Raw genomic sequence first — 15,307 nt, 5'->3', positions numbered from 1 at the left:
AACTGATGCATCGGTCTGAGTTCCTTCAGACTAACGAACCATAATAACACAGTCAGGGGAAATCCTGTGGCAAACTCTATTAGCCTTTGGGTCTTTTTGTATGCCTTCTGGTTTCTGCTTTCCGGACATACCGAGCCTTTGTTGCTCGGGTTCGGGGCGGTTTCCTGTACGCTTGTCGTTTACATCGCCCATCGTATGGATGTAATCGACCATGAAGGACACCCATCTCATCTCTCTCTCAAGATTCTACCTTACTGGGCGTGGTTATCCTGGGAGATTGTTAAAGCGAATATCGATGTCGCGAAAGTTATCCTGTCACCGAAACTGCCGATCAGTCCGGTGATGTTTAAAACCAAAGCCAATCAAAAACGTGAATTAGGTCAGGTGATCTATGCCAATTCCATTACGTTGACACCGGGAACCGTTACGGTAAATCTTGAAGATGGTATTTTAGAAGTACACGCGCTGACCATTCAGGGGGCCAAGGATGTACTCAGTGGCGAGATGGACCGACGCGTTTGTCAGGTCAAAGGTGAGATGGAGGGCAAGTACTGATGTATATTGCAGCTGTTGTCGCAATCTTAATCGCGATTGCGTTAGGATTGGTGCGCGCCTCTCTCGGACCGACAATCTATGATCGTATTCTGGCAGTGAACAAGATCGGTACATTGACTGTTTTGTTAATTGCCGTTCATGGCTTTTTAGCGGGCCGCCCGGAATTTCTGGATATCGCGCTTGTCTATGCGCTGATTAACTTTATCGGTACAATTGCAGTTTTAAAGTATTTCAGCTTTAAAGACTTGGGCCATGATGGCCGCGATTCAAATGAAGCCCATAAGGAGGATGCATAATGATTGAGATGATCCTCACCGGTTTGAGCTGGTTTTTTATTTTGTTGGGTAGTGCCATCATTTTGATTGGTGCAATCGGTGTCATACGGTTGCCTGATGTTTTTACCCGATCCCATGCTGCTGGTATGATTGATACAATGGGTGCCGGTATGCTCTTAATAGGTCTTATGTTTCAATCAGATGGATTTAACCTGGTTCTGGTCAAACTTGTTATGATCGGGCTTGCACTTTTTTTCACAAGTCCGGTTTCAAGTCATGCACTTGTTCGTGCGGCAATGGCTGATGGTGCCAAACCACTTCTTAAAGAAGGTGTCGAATTGGAAGGCGCCCTGAAAGATGAAGGAGACAAGTCATATTAGAGATTATTGACATAGTCTTACTATTCTTTATGGCAGTAACGGCAATCGTTATCCTGCGCATAAAGAATTTGTTTACAGTGGTCATGCTCGGCGGCATATACAGTTTGCTGTCGGCACAAATGTTTGTAAACTTGGACGCCGTGGATGTCGCCTTTACAGAAGCAGCCGTTGGTGCGGGGATTTCCACCGTGCTAATGCTGGGCACGCTTGCGCTGACATCGCGTGAAGAAAAAAGCGAAAAGAAATCCTCTCGGACCTTTTGGCTCCCTCTTGTTGTCGTTTTTTCAACCGGTATTGCGTTGATATATGGAACGTTGGATATGCCAGATTATGGTGATCCGAATGCGCCTGTACATCATCATGTTGCGCCGCGTTATCTGCTGGATTCAGAAGGTGAAGTTGGCATGCCCAACGTTGTAACGTCTGTTCTGGCCTCTTATCGGGGGTTCGACACCTTGGGCGAAACAACAGTGGTCTTTACGGCACTGGTCGGGGTGTTAATTCTGTTGGCAACGCGACGTCGGCGAAAAGACAATGATGCCCCGACCTTGGCAGATCTGGAAGAACAGGAGGATGACGCATGATGAAACGCAAACCCATTTTACGGGTGACATCAAAAGTCTTTATGCCGTTTATCCTGCTCTTTGCCCTTTATGTCCAATTTCATGGTGATTTTGGGCCGGGGGGCGGTTTTCAGGCGGGTGTTATTTTTGCATCCAGTTTTATTCTATACGCCCTTATTTTCGGCCTGCATGATGCCAAAATGGTTATGCCTTCCAGTGTGTTAGAGGTTCTGGCAGCACTCGGTGTTTTATTGTATGCCGGTGTCGGTGTCGTCAGTTTTTTTGTTGGGGATAATTACCTCAATTACAATTCTTTGGCACATGATCCCTTACATGGTCAGCATTATGGTATTTTGCTGGTTGAACTGGGCGTTGGAGTAACTGTTTTTGCCGCCATGACCCTTATTTTCTATACCTTTGCGGGACGGGGGCGCTAAAGGATGCAGTATAACGAAATAATTAACCCCGGCCTTTATAACTATTGGATCGTTATCTTTTTAATGATGATCGGTTTTTATATAGTTATTGCGCGGGGCAATCTGGTTAAAAAGCTGGTTGGTTTGAATATCTTTCAAACCTCGGTTTTTGTTCTGTACATCAGTATGGGTAAAGTTGTGGGCGGTACCGCACCGATTTTTGGTGAAGGTTTCGAGGTCTTTTCAAATCCCCTTCCCCACGTCTTGATTCTGACAGCGATCGTGGTTGGCGTTGCAACAACGGCTTTGGGTTTGTCCCTTGTCGTTCGTATTCGCGAGGCATATGGCACGATTGAAGAAGAAGATATTCACGCTCAGGAGGAAGACTTTTAATGACGGCCCATCTTCCTATTTTGCAAGTTTTGATCCCCTTGATGGCGGCACCTTTGTGTGTTGTATTCAGGCATCGCGATATCGCATGGATCATTGTTTTGCTGGTCAGCCTGATTTCCTTTGTGATCTCGACAATGATTCTGGATCAGGTACTCACACAAGGTGTGATTTCTTATTTCATGGGCGACTGGCCCGCCCCCTGGGGGATTGAGTTTAGGATTGATGCAGTCAATGCATATATCCTGCTAATCGTTTCTGCCATTGGGGCTGTTGTCGCTTTCTATGGGCGCCATAGTGTCACACGCGAAGTTCCTCGTGATCTTATTTATTTGTTTTATACGGCATTTTTGCTGTGTTTAACCGGTTTGCTTGGGATGACGGCAACAGGTGATGCGTTTAACCTGTTTGTTTTCCTCGAAATTTCTTCCCTGTCTACCTATGCGATGATTTCATTGGGGAAAGACCGTCGTGCCTTGACGGCTTCCTATCAGTATCTCATCATGGGGACGTTGGGGGCAACATTCTATGTGATTGGTCTTGGTCTTCTTTATATGATGACGGGGACCCTGAACATTGTGGACTTACATGCCAAGCTTCTGGATATGGACGGGTCTATCCGTACATTGCAGGCGGCACTGGCCTTTTTGACCGTTGGTTTAAGCTTGAAGCTGGCCCTGTTCCCGTTGCATTTATGGTTACCTAATGCCTATACCTATGCCCCCAGCAGCGTTACAGCCTTTTTGGCGGCAACGGCAACCAAGGTGGCTGTCTATGTTATGTTGCGGGTGTTCTTTACGATTTTCGGTGTCGATATCTTCGAAGAAACCGGGCTTGCGCCCGTCTTAATGACATTGGCGATTGCCGGTATGTTCGTTGCGTCCACCGTTGCGATTTTCCAAAATGACATGAAGCGATTGCTGGCCTATTCCTCGGTTGCGCAAATCGGTTATATCATGTTGGGGATCAGCTTTTTGAATGTAACGGGTGTATCTGCGGGTATCGTTCACTTGCTGAACCATGCGGTTATGAAATGTGCCGCTTTTCTTGCAATGGGGTGCTTTATGTACCGTGTTGGATCGGTTCAGATTGAAGACTTGCATGGCATAGGCAAAAAAATGCCTTGGACAATGGCGGCCTTTGTGGTTGCCGGTCTCAGTTTGATCGGCGTTCCCTTAACCGTTGGTTTTATTTCCAAATGGTATTTGATCCAAGCGGCTATGGAAGCGGACATGATGCCGATTGCCTTGCTGATTTTGCTCAGTTCTTTATTGGCTGTCGTTTACGTCTGGCGCTTTATCGAGGTTGCCTACTTTAAGGAACCGGCAAATCCGTCTCTCAAGATCAAAGAAGCACCACTTTCCATGTTAATCCCTTTATGGGTCATGGCGGGCGCTTCCATCTACTTCGGAGTTGATACCGATATGACACTTGGTGTTGCACAACTCGCCGCAGAAATGTTGGTTGGAGGTGCGCCATGAGTATGGAACTTTCAATCATCCTCGCGATGGCTATTCCGGCTGTTGGCGCGGTTTTGATTGCTTTGAGCGGGCGCATTCCCAATTTGCGCGAAACAATTACCTTGTTGACGGCAATTGCCCTGTTCCTGAATGTCTTAAACCTGCTTGGTCCGGTTCTGGACGGGGAACGCCCGGAAGTTCATTTATTGGACATGTTCCCGGGATTGGCCATTGCCTTTAAGGTTGAGCCTTTAGGAATGATGTTTTCCTTAATCGCTTCGGGTCTGTGGATTTTGAATTCCATCTATTCCATTGGCTACATGCGGGGCAATAAAGAGAAACATCAAACGCGTTTCTATATCTGTTTTGCGATTGCAATTTCGGCAACATTGGGGCTGGCTTATTCCGCCAACCTTTTGACCTTGTTCATTTTCTACGAGGTGTTGACCTTCTCCACCTATCCGCTTGTTTCACACAAAGGAAACGAAACGGCGCTCAAGGGGGCACGTACCTATCTTGGTATTCTGGTTACAACCTCCGTTGCATTCCTGTTCTTTGCAATTGCATGGACTTACAGCGCAACCGGGACATTGGATTTTGTTGATGGCGGTATTTTAGGCGGCAAGGTGGAAGGCCCGTTGATGGGCTTGCTTCTCATGCTGTTTATTTACGGGATCGGTAAGGCTGCGGTCATGCCGGTTCACCGTTGGTTACCAGCGGCAATGGTTGCGCCAACACCGGTTTCGGCATTGCTGCATGCGGTTGCGGTTGTGAAATCCGGTGTTTTTAGCGTCGTTAAAGTCATTGTCTATACATTCGGTATCGATAATCTGGTCACTTCCGGTTCTGCCGATTGGCTGGTATATATATCGGGCTTTACCATCATTGCTGCCTCTATGGTTGCCTTGCGTCAGGACAACTTGAAACGCCGATTGGCTTATTCAACGATTTCGCAATTGTCCTATGTGGTTCTGGCCGCCGCGATCCTGACACCGATTTCCGCAGTTGGGGCCGCGCTGCATATTGCAGCCCATGCCTTTGGAAAAATCACTTTGTTCTTTGCGGCCGGTTCCATCTATACGGCGGCGCATAAGACGGAAGTGAGCCAACTAAATGGTATTGGCTGGAAAATGCCGATTACGATGACTGCCTTTGCCATTGGTGCGTTGTCCATGATCGGATTGCCGCCAACGGCAGGCTTTGTCTCGAAATGGTATATCATTCAAGGAGCCATGAGTTCGGAAAACTTTGTGGCATTGAGTGTTGTTATTCTCAGTACCTTGTTGAATGCAGGCTATTTCTTGCCGATTATTTATGCTGCTTTCTTCAGACAAGCTGAACCGAAAGGGCCAGATGATCATGGGGGGCACCATGATCATCATGGGGAAGCACCATTACCGATTGTCATTGCCATTACATCGACGGCGACATTGACAATCCTGATGTTTTTCTTCCCGGATGTTGCCTTGGAATTGGCACAACAAATGATTGGGGGTATCCAATGAGCGACCAACATGACGTTCACTGGCTTTGCCGTCCGACAACCATAAAAAAACTATGGATCGTTGGTATTGCCATTTTGGTTCTAACCGTTGCGTTGGAACTGACGATCCATCCGCATCCTTATTTCGGGATTGATGGCTGGTTTGGCTTTAACGCATGGTTCGGCTTTTTCTCCTGCGCAGCAATGGTTTTGTTTGCCAAATTGTTGGGCATTTTCCTAAAACGGAAGGACACCTACTATGATGATTAACAGTGCCCTTCCCCCCGGGCTTATCTTGATTCTCGGTTCATTGTTTTTGCCTGCTCTGGTTGGCAATGCGCGTAAGACGTTGATGCTGCTTTTGCCGGTTCTGACCATGTATTTCATTTGGGCTGTCCCAGATGGTGTGCAGTTAACCGTACCATTTCTGGATTACACGCTCGAACCGTTGCAAGGTGACAAGCTGTCGCGCCTGTTTGCAACCATCTTTACGTTAATGGCCTTTGTCGGCGGCATTTTTGCACTCAATCAAAAAAGCCAGATTGAACTTCTGTCCGCTTATGCTTATGCCGGTGGTGCCGTTGGTGTTGCCATGTCGGGTGACTTGGTCAGTGTTTTCATCTTTTGGGAATTTATGGCGGTTGCCTCTACATTGGTGATCTGGTCTGCGCGCACGAAGGAAAGCTATCGTGCCTCCATGCGTTATGCGATTGTCCACCTGTTTGGCGGTGTAATTTTGATGATCGGGGTGATTGGTCAAATCTATCACTCAGGTTCTGTTGAATTTGGCGCGATGAAGGCGGATAGCTGGTGGACATGGATGTTGTTGGCCGGGTTCCTGATCAACGCAGGTGCCCCACCCTTTTCAGCATGGCTCCCGGATGCTTATCCCAGTGCCTCGTGGTCTGGCAGTGTCTTTTTGTCAGCCTTCACGACCAAGACAGCCGTTTATGTTTTGATCCGTAGCTTTCCCGGCGAAAATGTTCTGATCTTTGTCGGCCTTTATATGGTGTTTTACGGCATCATTTACGCGCTTCTGGAAAATGATATGCGCCGTATTCTCGCTTACTCTATCATCAACCAGGTTGGTTTTATGGTGACGGGGATCGGCATCGGTACGGACTTGGCCCTTAATGGCGCAGCCGCCCATGCCTTCGCCCATATCATCTATAAGGCATTGTTACTGATGTCGGCTGGTGCGGTTATGTACGAGATCAACAAGCGTAAATGTACCGATCTTGGCGGGCTTTATAAGGCCATGCCGCTAACCATGATTTGTGGGACAATCGGTGCGCTTGCAATCTCCGGCTTCCCGTTAACATCCGGTTTTACGACAAAGACCATGATTGCGTCTGCTGCGGCTGATCAACATATTGCCTATGCTTGGTTCCTGTTGGAAGCGGCCTCTGCCGGTGTTTTTCTACATGCTGGTATCAAGTTCCCGTGGTTTGTTTTCTTCCAACGTGCCCCGGGGTATGTGGAACGTGAATTTGGTGCAAAACCAAAAGATCCACCGTTTAACATGCGTTTAGCAATGGTTATTTTTGCCGTCATGTGTGTGGGGCTTGGGGTTTACCCCGATCCGCTTTATGCGATCTTGCCAAATCCAGTTGATTTTGTGCCTTATACATCGACCAAAGTCATTCACATGCTGGAATTGTTGCTGTTTTCCGGCTTTGCCTTCTTTGTTCTGTTAAAGATGATGAAGCGGACATTGACGATTACGTTGGATTTCGACTGGTTTTACCGCAAGTTCTTTAACCTGCTTCACGAAGAATTTGTGGTTCGCCACGGTGGGGCTGCTTTTGCCAAATTCCGTCTGGCGTGCTTGAAACGTGTTGATGTGATTATCAATCATATTTTCAAACATCACGGCCCGCATGGCATTTTGGCCCGCACATGGCCAACCGGTAGTATGGTTCTGTGGGTTGCAATCCTGCTCGGCCTTTATTTACTGGTCTATTATATCTAAACTCAGTTCCAACGAACAAAGCCCTTGGGAATAGACCCAAGGGCTTTTTTTGTGAGAAATACACAGGTTATTTTTTTGCTTTTTTCTGGGATGGGAGTGGTGTTGCCTCGGCCACTTTGCGAAGTCCCGGTGCCCAGGACTTGACCTGAACGGGGCGTCCGGTTTGGGAACGCAAAACACGTGGCTTTAAGACCTTATCAATACTGGGCGCTTCCTTATGTTTGCTGAAGCTTGCGACCATGATCTTAAATTCAATTTCGGTGCGCCTGCCCTTTTTAATCGCCTTTTGATAGGCTGGTGTTTTTTTTGTGATATCGGATAGTTTATCAGCCGAGTACGAGCCAAAACGCCGCCAGATGCTTTCTAAAAAAGTTTCAATATGGGCCGGGAGATTTGTATTTAAATAAAACGAAGGTCGCCCCTGTTCAAAAGCCCGAAAAACATGGGGTTCAATCGGTCCCATATCGTCGGCAACAAAGACACCCGGGGCAAGTTTACGACCGTGATAGGCAATCGCAAAATAGCTTTGTGACAAAAATAATAAGCGATGCATTTTCATCGGTTGAAGATATTCGTTGTCATTTAAAGCATGGTCCATAAACCATGCGGCAACGTCATACATTGTCTCAACAGCGGCAGCCATAGAATATCCTTAGTCTTGATCTTGTAATCTGAATATAGCTTACACGCACAAACCTTTCCACCTGCTTAATCGTGGATCGGTGCATATGAGTTGATTTACATTGCGAGATTAATAGAACCGCCGCGATTTTTAAGCTCACCCTTAATCGCACGTGTGCTGAGCTCATAGGTAGAGGTCGCCCGTTCCATATAGGCTTGGAAAGCCGGTTTTCCCGGACGTGCAAAAGGGTCACCGTTATAGGAAGACTCACCAAGGTTTCCAGCATCATAATCGGACTGGGCATCTTCAAATAACATTGCAAAGGTTCGCGATGTCCCATGCAGTTTTAAAGTGTGAGGCTGCTGATGGCCTTGGTTTTGTTGACCTTGCCCTTGGCTGTAATTTTCAAAACTACGGCTTTCGTCTTCCCCTCTCACGCCTGCTTGAGCGTAGAGTTCGGAGACGGAATTATATTGTGAAGATGAAATTTGACGCGCGCTACCGCCCGCCGGTCTGCTTGAAGGGACCGACGTGTTACCAGAAGCTATGGGCTTGGCAACGCTGGACATGTCAAAAATCTTTCAACAGTTTCGAAACACAGGCGGAAAAACCCACCTATAAACTAAACGTACGTACTCACTAATCTACGGGAGTAGCCAAGCCTCGTCAAGGAAACGCCCGCAAAAGTTTCCAAATCAAAAGGATATCAAATTAACCCTTTGTATTACTAAGGTTTTAAATCTTCAGGAAGTTCCGGTGGTAACTCAATATCTTGTTCGGGCATTGGCACTGAAGTGCCGCTTTGTGCCGAATCCGTTGCATTGGGATCATAAAGACATTTGAATTTTATACGGTTTGGGGTTGCAATCGGGCATTCCCAAATATCATTTTCAAGGTATCCCAATTGAATACTTGCAAGGATTGCTTTCAGCTTGCGTTGACGCTCCACAGGGCCTGCAAACAGTTCGCCTTCGGCTTGATCAAGGTATTTTACTTGACCAAGTTCTTTATATTGAACAAGGTTTTGCACCTCTGTCACGCGGATTTTGCATTCTTTTTTGGCTAAATCAAGAACCTGTTGGCGGCTATGAATCGTTTTGTCAAAACAAATGGCAACTTCAATCCCGTTTTCCGGGATCTGACTTATGCGCTCCCTATTCCAGTCTTCGACATAGGGTGAAGAGGAACAGGCCTGTAAAAAAAGGAGAGCGGCCATCGCGAAAAGTGTTTTGCAGGATTTAAAAAAAGACACAGGTGAAAGTTCCATTAATCAAGAAGGTCTGTTTCTTCTATAACAAATTCTTCGTCGCCTAAAGCAGGTTGTTCATTTTCTTCTTCATAAGGTAACAAGCCTGACAATAATCCTCGTTCCCCCTCAAGTGATGTTTTTTCCCCTTTTGACGTTGCCAGCGACAAATCGTTTAATGGACCGTCAATCTGAATATAACCGTTGGAAGGGCCTTCTTTTGTTTGGGTAACACTGTTGAGTGTGAGTGTAAGGGCATTATTTATGAAATCAAAGGTCATGCGTCCGTCCACATTTACCGAAGGGGCAACAAAGGATAGATTTTCGCTGACCAACTGTCCACGGTTGCCTTGAACACGCCCTTTTAATTCTGCAAAATCAAATTGTTCGGATGGTCGGGCATTGAGGGCACTGGCGATCTTCTCGTTCGTGATTGAACCATCCAGTACGGAGAAATCTCCGCGAATGGTTGCTGTTTCCATGAGTGCAACCAGTGTGGAACCTTCGGATTGAATTTCAATAGAACTATTCAGCGCACCCAGCAGATTGACCTGTTGAGTGAGTTCTTTTTGCAGTTTTTCCAAATTAATGCTGCTCAGGTCAATTCGGGCATCCATATAGCCGTTTTCCAAACCTTTATGCCAGCGGACGCGCGCATTGGCGAGTCCGCCTAACAAGTGCAACTGATCCACCGAAAGGCTTAGTCGTCCGTCTTCGTGTCGGATTTTAAGCTTTGGTTTTATTATTTCACCTGTTGATAATTTATAGCCGCCATAAAGGACATCAACATTGGCGCGGAAAGTATCCAGAAAAAATTGATTGAGGTCGATTGTGCGCAGGTGATCAAAATCGGGTTTAAGACCGGATAATGCATGCCCCGGTATTGTAATGGTTCCTGTGATTTCAGGTTTAACCGTTTTGAAATCAATAACACCACGGGCTTTGGCGGAAAATGGTGATTGCGTATAGCTTGCGTCTTCGATTTGCAGACGTTGATCGCGAATTTTAAGATCGGATAGGATCAACAGGTTCCCCTGTTTGTCGGCGCATTTGTTTTTGTCTGTAAACCAGTTGCAGAACTCGAACAAGGACGGAATATCAACCCGAAGATTGCCTTGAGAGACAAAGGTCTGCCGTTTTGCCGCGCTGCCATTATAATCAATACGAATAGGGGCGGAATCGATTGCGAGGGTCATTTTGCTGCGATATCCCCGCAAAAAATCGTCGGGACGTTCCAGGCGTATTTTAATATCCAGCGTTCGTTTATTAACGTACGCATTGCCTTGAACCGAAAAATCCTTGTTATGAGCGGGCTTTGCGATATCAAGCGTCGCTTTTTCAATATCGACCGTTGTTCCGGGAGCCTTTTTCCAAAGGAAACGCGCTTCTTCCACCCGTGCGGTTTTAAAAATCGAATCTTCAATGAAATGCTGAAGAATTTCGATATAACGAATTTCATTTTTACGAGAAGCACTTAAATTTGTACGTACCCAGTCGGGGATATAGGGGGTAAAATCCCCTTCAATGGTGATTTTAGGTTCGGCAATCAGGAAGTTGTCAACGTTTATATCACCGCTGAGAAATTTCCAAAACTGCATATCAAGGTGAATACTCTGGATCGTGCCGACAACCTGAACATCTTGCCCGATCTTCCCGCTAAACAGGACATCTTTTGCGTCCAAACGGATGGTTGGCAACAAAGAGAACGAAAAACCATTCTCAAAATCAAAATCCAGACCTGTGGTTTCTTCAAGTTTGGTTTCAATGATATTTTTGTAAACTGCCGAGGGCAGAAAGAAAGGAACTGCAATCAAAATCAATAAGATACCAATTATGATAACCGGTACTTTTGTTTTCATGCCTTTGATTCCAATACCGTCGACTTTTAACATTTAAGACCTTAACCAATTGCTTGTTTTTTGGCATTCTCTCGTGCGATTTAGCATTACTTTACATAGAGATAATACCTTTCACAACCGTTCAATGGTGCTTAGGCGACAGGAAGTTTGCGTTTCTTCCAGAGGTTGAGGCCACCTTTAACAACACTCACGTTTGTAAAGCCAAGATTTTTAAGGTTTTTTGCCGACATTGCCGCTCTTTGCGACGACAAACAAATCACATAAACTTTATGGTCGAGGAAGGCACGTTTTGACTCTAAATCATCCCCTAGTTGATGAGGTTGCACATTGATACTGTCCAGAGCATGCGCCGCTGCAAACTCTTCAGGAGTCCGTACATCCAAAAGGACAGCATTTTCATCCTGTTGCATATGTTCGTAAACTTTGCTCGGGTCAATGAAGGGAACACCGGCAACAAGGCGCGGGATCATGCGCAATGAAAAAAACGAAACCACGATAACAACAGCAACCGCAATCAGTGGAGAGTCCATTTTGAAATCCTCAATATATCAGTTTGTTCTGTTTTAGTTTGGCTGCCTGTTTTATGCAAGAGGCTTGCTAATTGGGGCAACAATCTATATCTGGTTCTTATGACACAGACACTACATATCATTGGCGGCGGATTGGCAGGCAGCGAAGCAGCCTGGCAAGCTGCACAACGCGGCGTAAAAGTCGTCTTGCACGAAATGCGCCCGACACGACCGACAGAGGCCCACCACACAGACACGTTGGCGGAGCTGGTTTGTTCCAATTCCTTACGTTCTGACGATGCGCAGTATAATGCCGTTGGTTTGATGCACGAAGAAATGCGTCGTTGTGGTTCCCTTATTATGAAATGTGCCGATGAAAACGCCGTCCCGGCAGGCGGGGCCTTGGCGGTTGATCGCGAAGGGTTTGCCCTTGCAGTACAAAGTGCACTTGAGGCCCACGAGAATGTAGAAATTGTGCGCGAAGAAATTACCACACTGCCTTCTGAAGACTGGGAACATGTGATCATTGCGACAGGTCCCCTCACCTCTGAACCTCTCGCCCAGTCCATCCGGGAATTAAGCGGCGAGGAATCCTTGCACTTTTTTGATGCTATAGCCCCGATTATTGATAAGGACAGTATTGATTTTTCAAAAGCATGGTTCCAGTCACGCTATGACAAAGGTGATGGCAGTGACTACATCAATCTGGGCCTGACCCGTGCACAATATGATCAATTCATCGACGATTTAATCGCAGGTGAAAAGATGGAATTCAAGGAATGGGAAAAAAATACGCCGTATTTTGAAGCCTGCCTGCCCATTGAAGTCATGGCGGAACGTGGTCGGGAAACTTTGGCGTTTGGCCCGATGAAACCGGTTGGCCTGCAAAACCCGAACGAACCGGACGCGCGATATGCCGCTGTAGTTCAACTGCGCCAAGATAATAAATTGGGAACGCTTTATAATATGGTCGGCTTTCAGACCAAATTGAAGCACGGGGAACAGGTGCGTATTTTCAAGACACTGCCCGGTCTGGAAAATGCAACGTTTGCCCGCCTTGGTGGCATTCACCGCAATACGTTTATCAACTCCCCCCGCCTGTTGGATGGCACGTTGAAATTGAAAGCCCGTGACAACATTCGTTTTGCCGGACAAGTCACTGGTTGCGAAGGTTATGTGGAAAGTACAGCTGTCGGCCTAATGGCGGGACGTTTCGTTGCCGCAGAAATTATGGGACAGGACATTGTGCCCCCGCCGGATGTCACAGCCCTTGGCGGGATTTTGAACCATATCACAGGTGGGGCGGATGCCATGACATTCCAGCCGATGAATATTACCTTTGGTCTTTTACCGCCGATGGATGTACGAAATGAACGTGGCAAGCGCGTTAAAGGTAAAGAGAAAAAGGCCGCCGTTTCCGCCCGTGCCTTAAAAGCATTGGATGAATGGCTGGATAAAACCGACAGAGTATAAGAGAGAGTATTTGAGATGATTTCACTGGAAGTTCTAAAGCGTGCACAAGAAACCCTTGCGGGTAAAGTCAATGTAACGCCTATGATTTATTCTCAAGTACTTTCAAACATGTCGGGTGCCGAGGTTTATTTAAAACTGGAAAACCTGCAAATTACGGGTTCTTTTAAATCACGCGGGGCTTTGGTGCGATTGGCAAGCTTATCCAAAGCAGAAGCCGCAAAAGGCGTTGTTGCTGCCTCTGCCGGGAATCACGCCCAAGGCGTTGCCTATCACGCGCAAAACATGGGGATCCCGGCAACGATTGTCATGCCGCAAGGCACACCGTTTAACAAGATTTCCAAAACGGAAAAATTGGGTGCCAAAGTTATTGTTAGCGGGGAAACCTTTATTCAAGCCCGCAATGCCGCCCTTGATTTGGTCAAAAGTGATGGCCTGACCTATGTCAGCCCCTATGATCATGAAGATATCATGGCGGGACAAGGTGTTGTCGGTCTGGAAATGATTGATCAGGTTGAAATACCACTAGACGCCATTCTTGTTCCCATCGGCGGCGGCGGATTATTGGCAGGTGTTGCCTCTGCCTTTAAACATCTTTCGCCCGACACGGAAATTTTCGGTGTGCAATGTGATGCGTTTCCCTCAATGGCAGATAGTTTCTACAATCAAAACAACACCAAAGGCGGCTACACCCTGGCGGAAGGGATTGCCGTTAAAGAACCGGGTGAATTGACGGCACCGATCATAAAAGAAACGACGACCGATATTTTTGTGGTCAATGAAATCCAGATTGAAGAAGCGGTCCTCAGTCTTGCGGAAAATCAGCGTTTAACTGTCGAAGGTGCTGGCGCTGTTGGTTTGGCGGCCCTTTTGCAAAATAAAGAACGTTTTGCGGGCAAACGCGTTGGCTTGGTTTTATCCGGCGGAAATATTGATTCGCGGATTTTGTCGTCTGTGCTATTGCGTGGTCTTTATCGCGATGGTCGGATGGCCGTTTTGCGCATTGCCGTGCCGGATCAACCCGGCCATCTTGCCAAGATTACAAAAATCATGAGTGACAATGGGGCCAACATTGTCGAGATTTATCACCAACGCATGTTTTTTGATCTATCGGTTAAACTGACCGAAGTCGATGTGGTTGTTGAAACACTGGATCAAGACCATGTTCAGCGTTTGATCGATCAGTTTGTGGGTGAAGGCTATAGCTGTCGGGAAATCAGCGAGAAGAATGCTTAATAACGATTGCGCCACGCCTTGAAAGCCAGCTTGATTTGTTTGGATAAACGCCCCTGCCCTATATTGGGATTAAACGGGTCGCAATCGACCTTTTTCAGACGTTTCAGGTAATCTTCAAGGCCGACCGTATTGAGCAAAACTGCATTTGGTGTCGCGCCTTGTGTACGTGCGTCTGCGATTAAGCGTTCAATTTCACTGACGAGTTCTGCGACAATATTCTTAAGCTCCGCACGGCATTCAAATTTATAAAAGCCGTTCAAATCCAGATTATGCTTTTTAATCAGCAAAAGCGGTAACTTGCAACGCGCGACACGGGATTGATGGGCCAAGGTGCGAATAATGTGACAAAGGGCATTTGCCGTTCCAACCTTAAGGCTTGCCTCACTAACCGGACAACCGATTGCCGCTTCTTTGATCTGTGCACTTAATCCCCCGGTTGCCTCGCAATAGCGCACAAGGGCTGACATGTCGTCGTGGGCGCGGTCTTCCATATCAAAGGAACGGGCATTGAAATAACGATCAAACAAAGCTTTGTCGATGGCACCCTTTGCCAGTGTTTGTGCAATTTCCTGATGCGTCCCGTTTTCTGCATCCGCTGATTTATCTCCGTTATAAATCCCGTCCACCAGATCACGCCACCATTGCAGGCGGATCAAACCCAGATGTGGTTCGCTGACGGCATCACGAATACGCAGGGTTTCCATATGGAAAAGCTGCATTGCAAAAAAATCAGTCTGACGATCTTCCGGGGCAAACAAGCCACAGAGGAATTGGTCATGTTCATTTTTGCGGATTTCTTGCGCACATAGGCTGAGGGAGGAGGTCATAAAACGTATTCATTTTTTGAATTGGAAAAACACATGTGTCATAT

The 15,307-nt window shown here is 46.8% G+C and carries 18 protein-coding genes; 12 read left to right on the top strand and 6 right to left on the bottom strand.

Features of this window, described 5'->3' with window-relative positions; genetic code table 11:
- The first annotated feature begins 66 nt into the window (after nucleotides 1-66).
- From IEW74_RS00690 to IEW74_RS00645, 10 genes are read left to right on the top strand one after another with little or no spacing between them, the layout of a single operon-like run.
- On the top strand, nucleotides 67-555 hold the full coding sequence (locus IEW74_RS00690; RefSeq protein ID WP_229734187.1) for a Na+/H+ antiporter subunit E: 489 nt from the start codon (nucleotides 67-69) through the stop codon (nucleotides 553-555).
- The gene (locus IEW74_RS00685; RefSeq protein WP_188659989.1) at nucleotides 555-851 is read left to right on the top strand and encodes an MrpF/PhaF family protein; all 297 of its coding nucleotides are present in this window, start codon (nucleotides 555-557) and stop codon (nucleotides 849-851) included. Before IEW74_RS00690 ends, IEW74_RS00685 begins: the two co-directional genes overlap by 1 nt.
- Nucleotides 851-1,210, top strand: a complete 360-nt coding sequence (gene mnhG / locus IEW74_RS00680; RefSeq protein WP_229734186.1) for a monovalent cation/H(+) antiporter subunit G — start codon at nucleotides 851-853, stop codon at nucleotides 1,208-1,210. The genes IEW74_RS00685 and mnhG overlap by 1 nt, the downstream gene beginning before the upstream one ends.
- 29 nt (nucleotides 1,211-1,239) lie before the next feature.
- Nucleotides 1,240-1,794: a DUF4040 domain-containing protein gene (locus tag IEW74_RS00675; RefSeq protein ID WP_188659987.1), complete on the top strand. Its 555-nt coding sequence runs from the start codon at nucleotides 1,240-1,242 to the stop codon at nucleotides 1,792-1,794.
- Nucleotides 1,791-2,210 (top strand): Na(+)/H(+) antiporter subunit B, encoded by a 420-nt coding sequence (locus IEW74_RS00670; RefSeq protein ID WP_229734185.1) that lies wholly within the window; start codon nucleotides 1,791-1,793, stop codon nucleotides 2,208-2,210. The genes IEW74_RS00675 and IEW74_RS00670 overlap by 4 nt, the downstream gene beginning before the upstream one ends.
- Before the next feature lie 3 nt (nucleotides 2,211-2,213).
- Nucleotides 2,214-2,582 carry a cation:proton antiporter subunit C gene (locus IEW74_RS00665; protein WP_188659984.1) on the top strand — a complete coding sequence of 123 codons (369 nt, stop codon included), beginning with the start codon at nucleotides 2,214-2,216 and terminating at the stop codon, nucleotides 2,580-2,582.
- The gene (locus IEW74_RS00660) at nucleotides 2,582-4,060 is read left to right on the top strand and encodes a monovalent cation/H+ antiporter subunit D family protein (protein WP_188659981.1); all 1,479 of its coding nucleotides are present in this window, start codon (nucleotides 2,582-2,584) and stop codon (nucleotides 4,058-4,060) included. Before IEW74_RS00665 ends, IEW74_RS00660 begins: the two co-directional genes overlap by 1 nt.
- Complete coding sequence (locus IEW74_RS00655; protein WP_188659978.1) at nucleotides 4,057-5,544, top strand: monovalent cation/H+ antiporter subunit D family protein; 1,488 nt, start codon at nucleotides 4,057-4,059, stop codon at nucleotides 5,542-5,544. Before IEW74_RS00660 ends, IEW74_RS00655 begins: the two co-directional genes overlap by 4 nt.
- On the top strand, nucleotides 5,541-5,792 hold the full coding sequence (locus IEW74_RS00650) for a hypothetical protein (RefSeq protein ID WP_188659975.1): 252 nt from the start codon (nucleotides 5,541-5,543) through the stop codon (nucleotides 5,790-5,792). Before IEW74_RS00655 ends, IEW74_RS00650 begins: the two co-directional genes overlap by 4 nt.
- On the top strand, nucleotides 5,782-7,494 hold the full coding sequence (locus tag IEW74_RS00645; protein ID WP_229734184.1) for a Na(+)/H(+) antiporter subunit D: 1,713 nt from the start codon (nucleotides 5,782-5,784) through the stop codon (nucleotides 7,492-7,494). Before IEW74_RS00650 ends, IEW74_RS00645 begins: the two co-directional genes overlap by 11 nt.
- 67 nt (nucleotides 7,495-7,561) lie before the next feature.
- Here IEW74_RS00645 and IEW74_RS00640 read toward each other — a convergent pair whose 3' ends face one another.
- The 5 genes from IEW74_RS00640 to IEW74_RS00620 all read right to left on the bottom strand — a co-directional run bounded on the left by IEW74_RS00640 (nucleotide 7,562) and on the right by IEW74_RS00620 (nucleotide 11,751).
- On the bottom strand, nucleotides 7,562-8,137 hold the full coding sequence (locus tag IEW74_RS00640) for a Panacea domain-containing protein (protein ID WP_188659974.1): 576 nt from the start codon (nucleotides 8,135-8,137) through the stop codon (nucleotides 7,562-7,564).
- A gap of 95 nt (nucleotides 8,138-8,232) precedes the next feature.
- On the bottom strand, nucleotides 8,233-8,685 hold the full coding sequence (locus IEW74_RS00635; protein ID WP_188659971.1) for a hypothetical protein: 453 nt from the start codon (nucleotides 8,683-8,685) through the stop codon (nucleotides 8,233-8,235).
- Nucleotides 8,686-8,843: 158 nt separating this feature from the next.
- Nucleotides 8,844-9,332, bottom strand: a complete 489-nt coding sequence (locus tag IEW74_RS00630) for a hypothetical protein (protein WP_188659968.1) — start codon at nucleotides 9,330-9,332, stop codon at nucleotides 8,844-8,846.
- A gap of 50 nt (nucleotides 9,333-9,382) precedes the next feature.
- Nucleotides 9,383-11,221 (bottom strand): AsmA family protein, encoded by a 1,839-nt coding sequence (locus IEW74_RS00625; protein WP_188659964.1) that lies wholly within the window; start codon nucleotides 11,219-11,221, stop codon nucleotides 9,383-9,385.
- Nucleotides 11,222-11,352: 131 nt separating this feature from the next.
- Entirely contained in the window at nucleotides 11,353-11,751 is a 399-nt protein-coding gene (locus IEW74_RS00620; RefSeq protein WP_188659961.1) for a rhodanese-like domain-containing protein, read from the bottom strand.
- A gap of 99 nt (nucleotides 11,752-11,850) precedes the next feature.
- Between IEW74_RS00620 and trmFO the strand changes: the two genes are divergently transcribed.
- The gene (gene trmFO / locus IEW74_RS00615) at nucleotides 11,851-13,203 is read left to right on the top strand and encodes a methylenetetrahydrofolate--tRNA-(uracil(54)-C(5))-methyltransferase (FADH(2)-oxidizing) TrmFO (protein WP_188659958.1); all 1,353 of its coding nucleotides are present in this window, start codon (nucleotides 11,851-11,853) and stop codon (nucleotides 13,201-13,203) included.
- A 15-nt stretch (nucleotides 13,204-13,218) separates the two neighbouring features.
- On the top strand, nucleotides 13,219-14,436 hold the full coding sequence (locus tag IEW74_RS00610; RefSeq protein WP_188659955.1) for a threonine ammonia-lyase: 1,218 nt from the start codon (nucleotides 13,219-13,221) through the stop codon (nucleotides 14,434-14,436).
- Here the strand turns inward: IEW74_RS00610 and IEW74_RS00605 are convergent.
- Complete coding sequence (locus IEW74_RS00605) at nucleotides 14,433-15,263, bottom strand: phytoene/squalene synthase family protein (protein ID WP_188659951.1); 831 nt, start codon at nucleotides 15,261-15,263, stop codon at nucleotides 14,433-14,435. The genes IEW74_RS00610 and IEW74_RS00605 overlap by 4 nt on opposite strands.
- Nucleotides 15,264-15,307: the final 44 nt, after the last annotated feature.

The organism is Terasakiella brassicae (genome assembly GCF_014641495.1).
Lineage (GTDB): Bacteria > Pseudomonadota > Alphaproteobacteria > Rhodospirillales > Terasakiellaceae > Terasakiella > Terasakiella brassicae.
This window is presented reverse-complemented; position numbering and strand designations above follow the sequence as displayed.

Coding starts and splice junctions, on each gene's coding strand:
- IEW74_RS00685 (WP_188659989.1), top strand. CDS start 555: ATGTATATTGCAGCTGTTGTCGCAATCTTAATCGCGATTGCGTTAGGA.
- mnhG (WP_229734186.1), top strand. CDS start 851: ATGATTGAGATGATCCTCACCGGTTTGAGCTGGTTTTTTATTTTGTTG.
- IEW74_RS00675 (WP_188659987.1), top strand. CDS start 1,240: ATGGCAGTAACGGCAATCGTTATCCTGCGCATAAAGAATTTGTTTACA.
- IEW74_RS00670 (WP_229734185.1), top strand. CDS start 1,791: ATGATGAAACGCAAACCCATTTTACGGGTGACATCAAAAGTCTTTATG.
- IEW74_RS00665 (WP_188659984.1), top strand. CDS start 2,214: ATGCAGTATAACGAAATAATTAACCCCGGCCTTTATAACTATTGGATC.
- IEW74_RS00660 (WP_188659981.1), top strand. CDS start 2,582: ATGACGGCCCATCTTCCTATTTTGCAAGTTTTGATCCCCTTGATGGCG.
- IEW74_RS00655 (WP_188659978.1), top strand. CDS start 4,057: ATGAGTATGGAACTTTCAATCATCCTCGCGATGGCTATTCCGGCTGTT.
- IEW74_RS00650 (WP_188659975.1), top strand. CDS start 5,541: ATGAGCGACCAACATGACGTTCACTGGCTTTGCCGTCCGACAACCATA.
- IEW74_RS00645 (WP_229734184.1), top strand. CDS start 5,782: ATGATGATTAACAGTGCCCTTCCCCCCGGGCTTATCTTGATTCTCGGT.
- IEW74_RS00640 (WP_188659974.1), bottom strand. CDS start 8,137: ATGGCTGCCGCTGTTGAGACAATGTATGACGTTGCCGCATGGTTTATG.
- IEW74_RS00635 (WP_188659971.1), bottom strand. CDS start 8,685: ATGTCCAGCGTTGCCAAGCCCATAGCTTCTGGTAACACGTCGGTCCCT.
- IEW74_RS00630 (WP_188659968.1), bottom strand. CDS start 9,332: ATGGCCGCTCTCCTTTTTTTACAGGCCTGTTCCTCTTCACCCTATGTC.
- IEW74_RS00625 (WP_188659964.1), bottom strand. CDS start 11,221: ATGAAAACAAAAGTACCGGTTATCATAATTGGTATCTTATTGATTTTG.
- IEW74_RS00620 (WP_188659961.1), bottom strand. CDS start 11,751: ATGGACTCTCCACTGATTGCGGTTGCTGTTGTTATCGTGGTTTCGTTT.
- trmFO (WP_188659958.1), top strand. CDS start 11,851: ATGACACAGACACTACATATCATTGGCGGCGGATTGGCAGGCAGCGAA.
- IEW74_RS00610 (WP_188659955.1), top strand. CDS start 13,219: ATGATTTCACTGGAAGTTCTAAAGCGTGCACAAGAAACCCTTGCGGGT.
- IEW74_RS00605 (WP_188659951.1), bottom strand. CDS start 15,263: ATGACCTCCTCCCTCAGCCTATGTGCGCAAGAAATCCGCAAAAATGAA.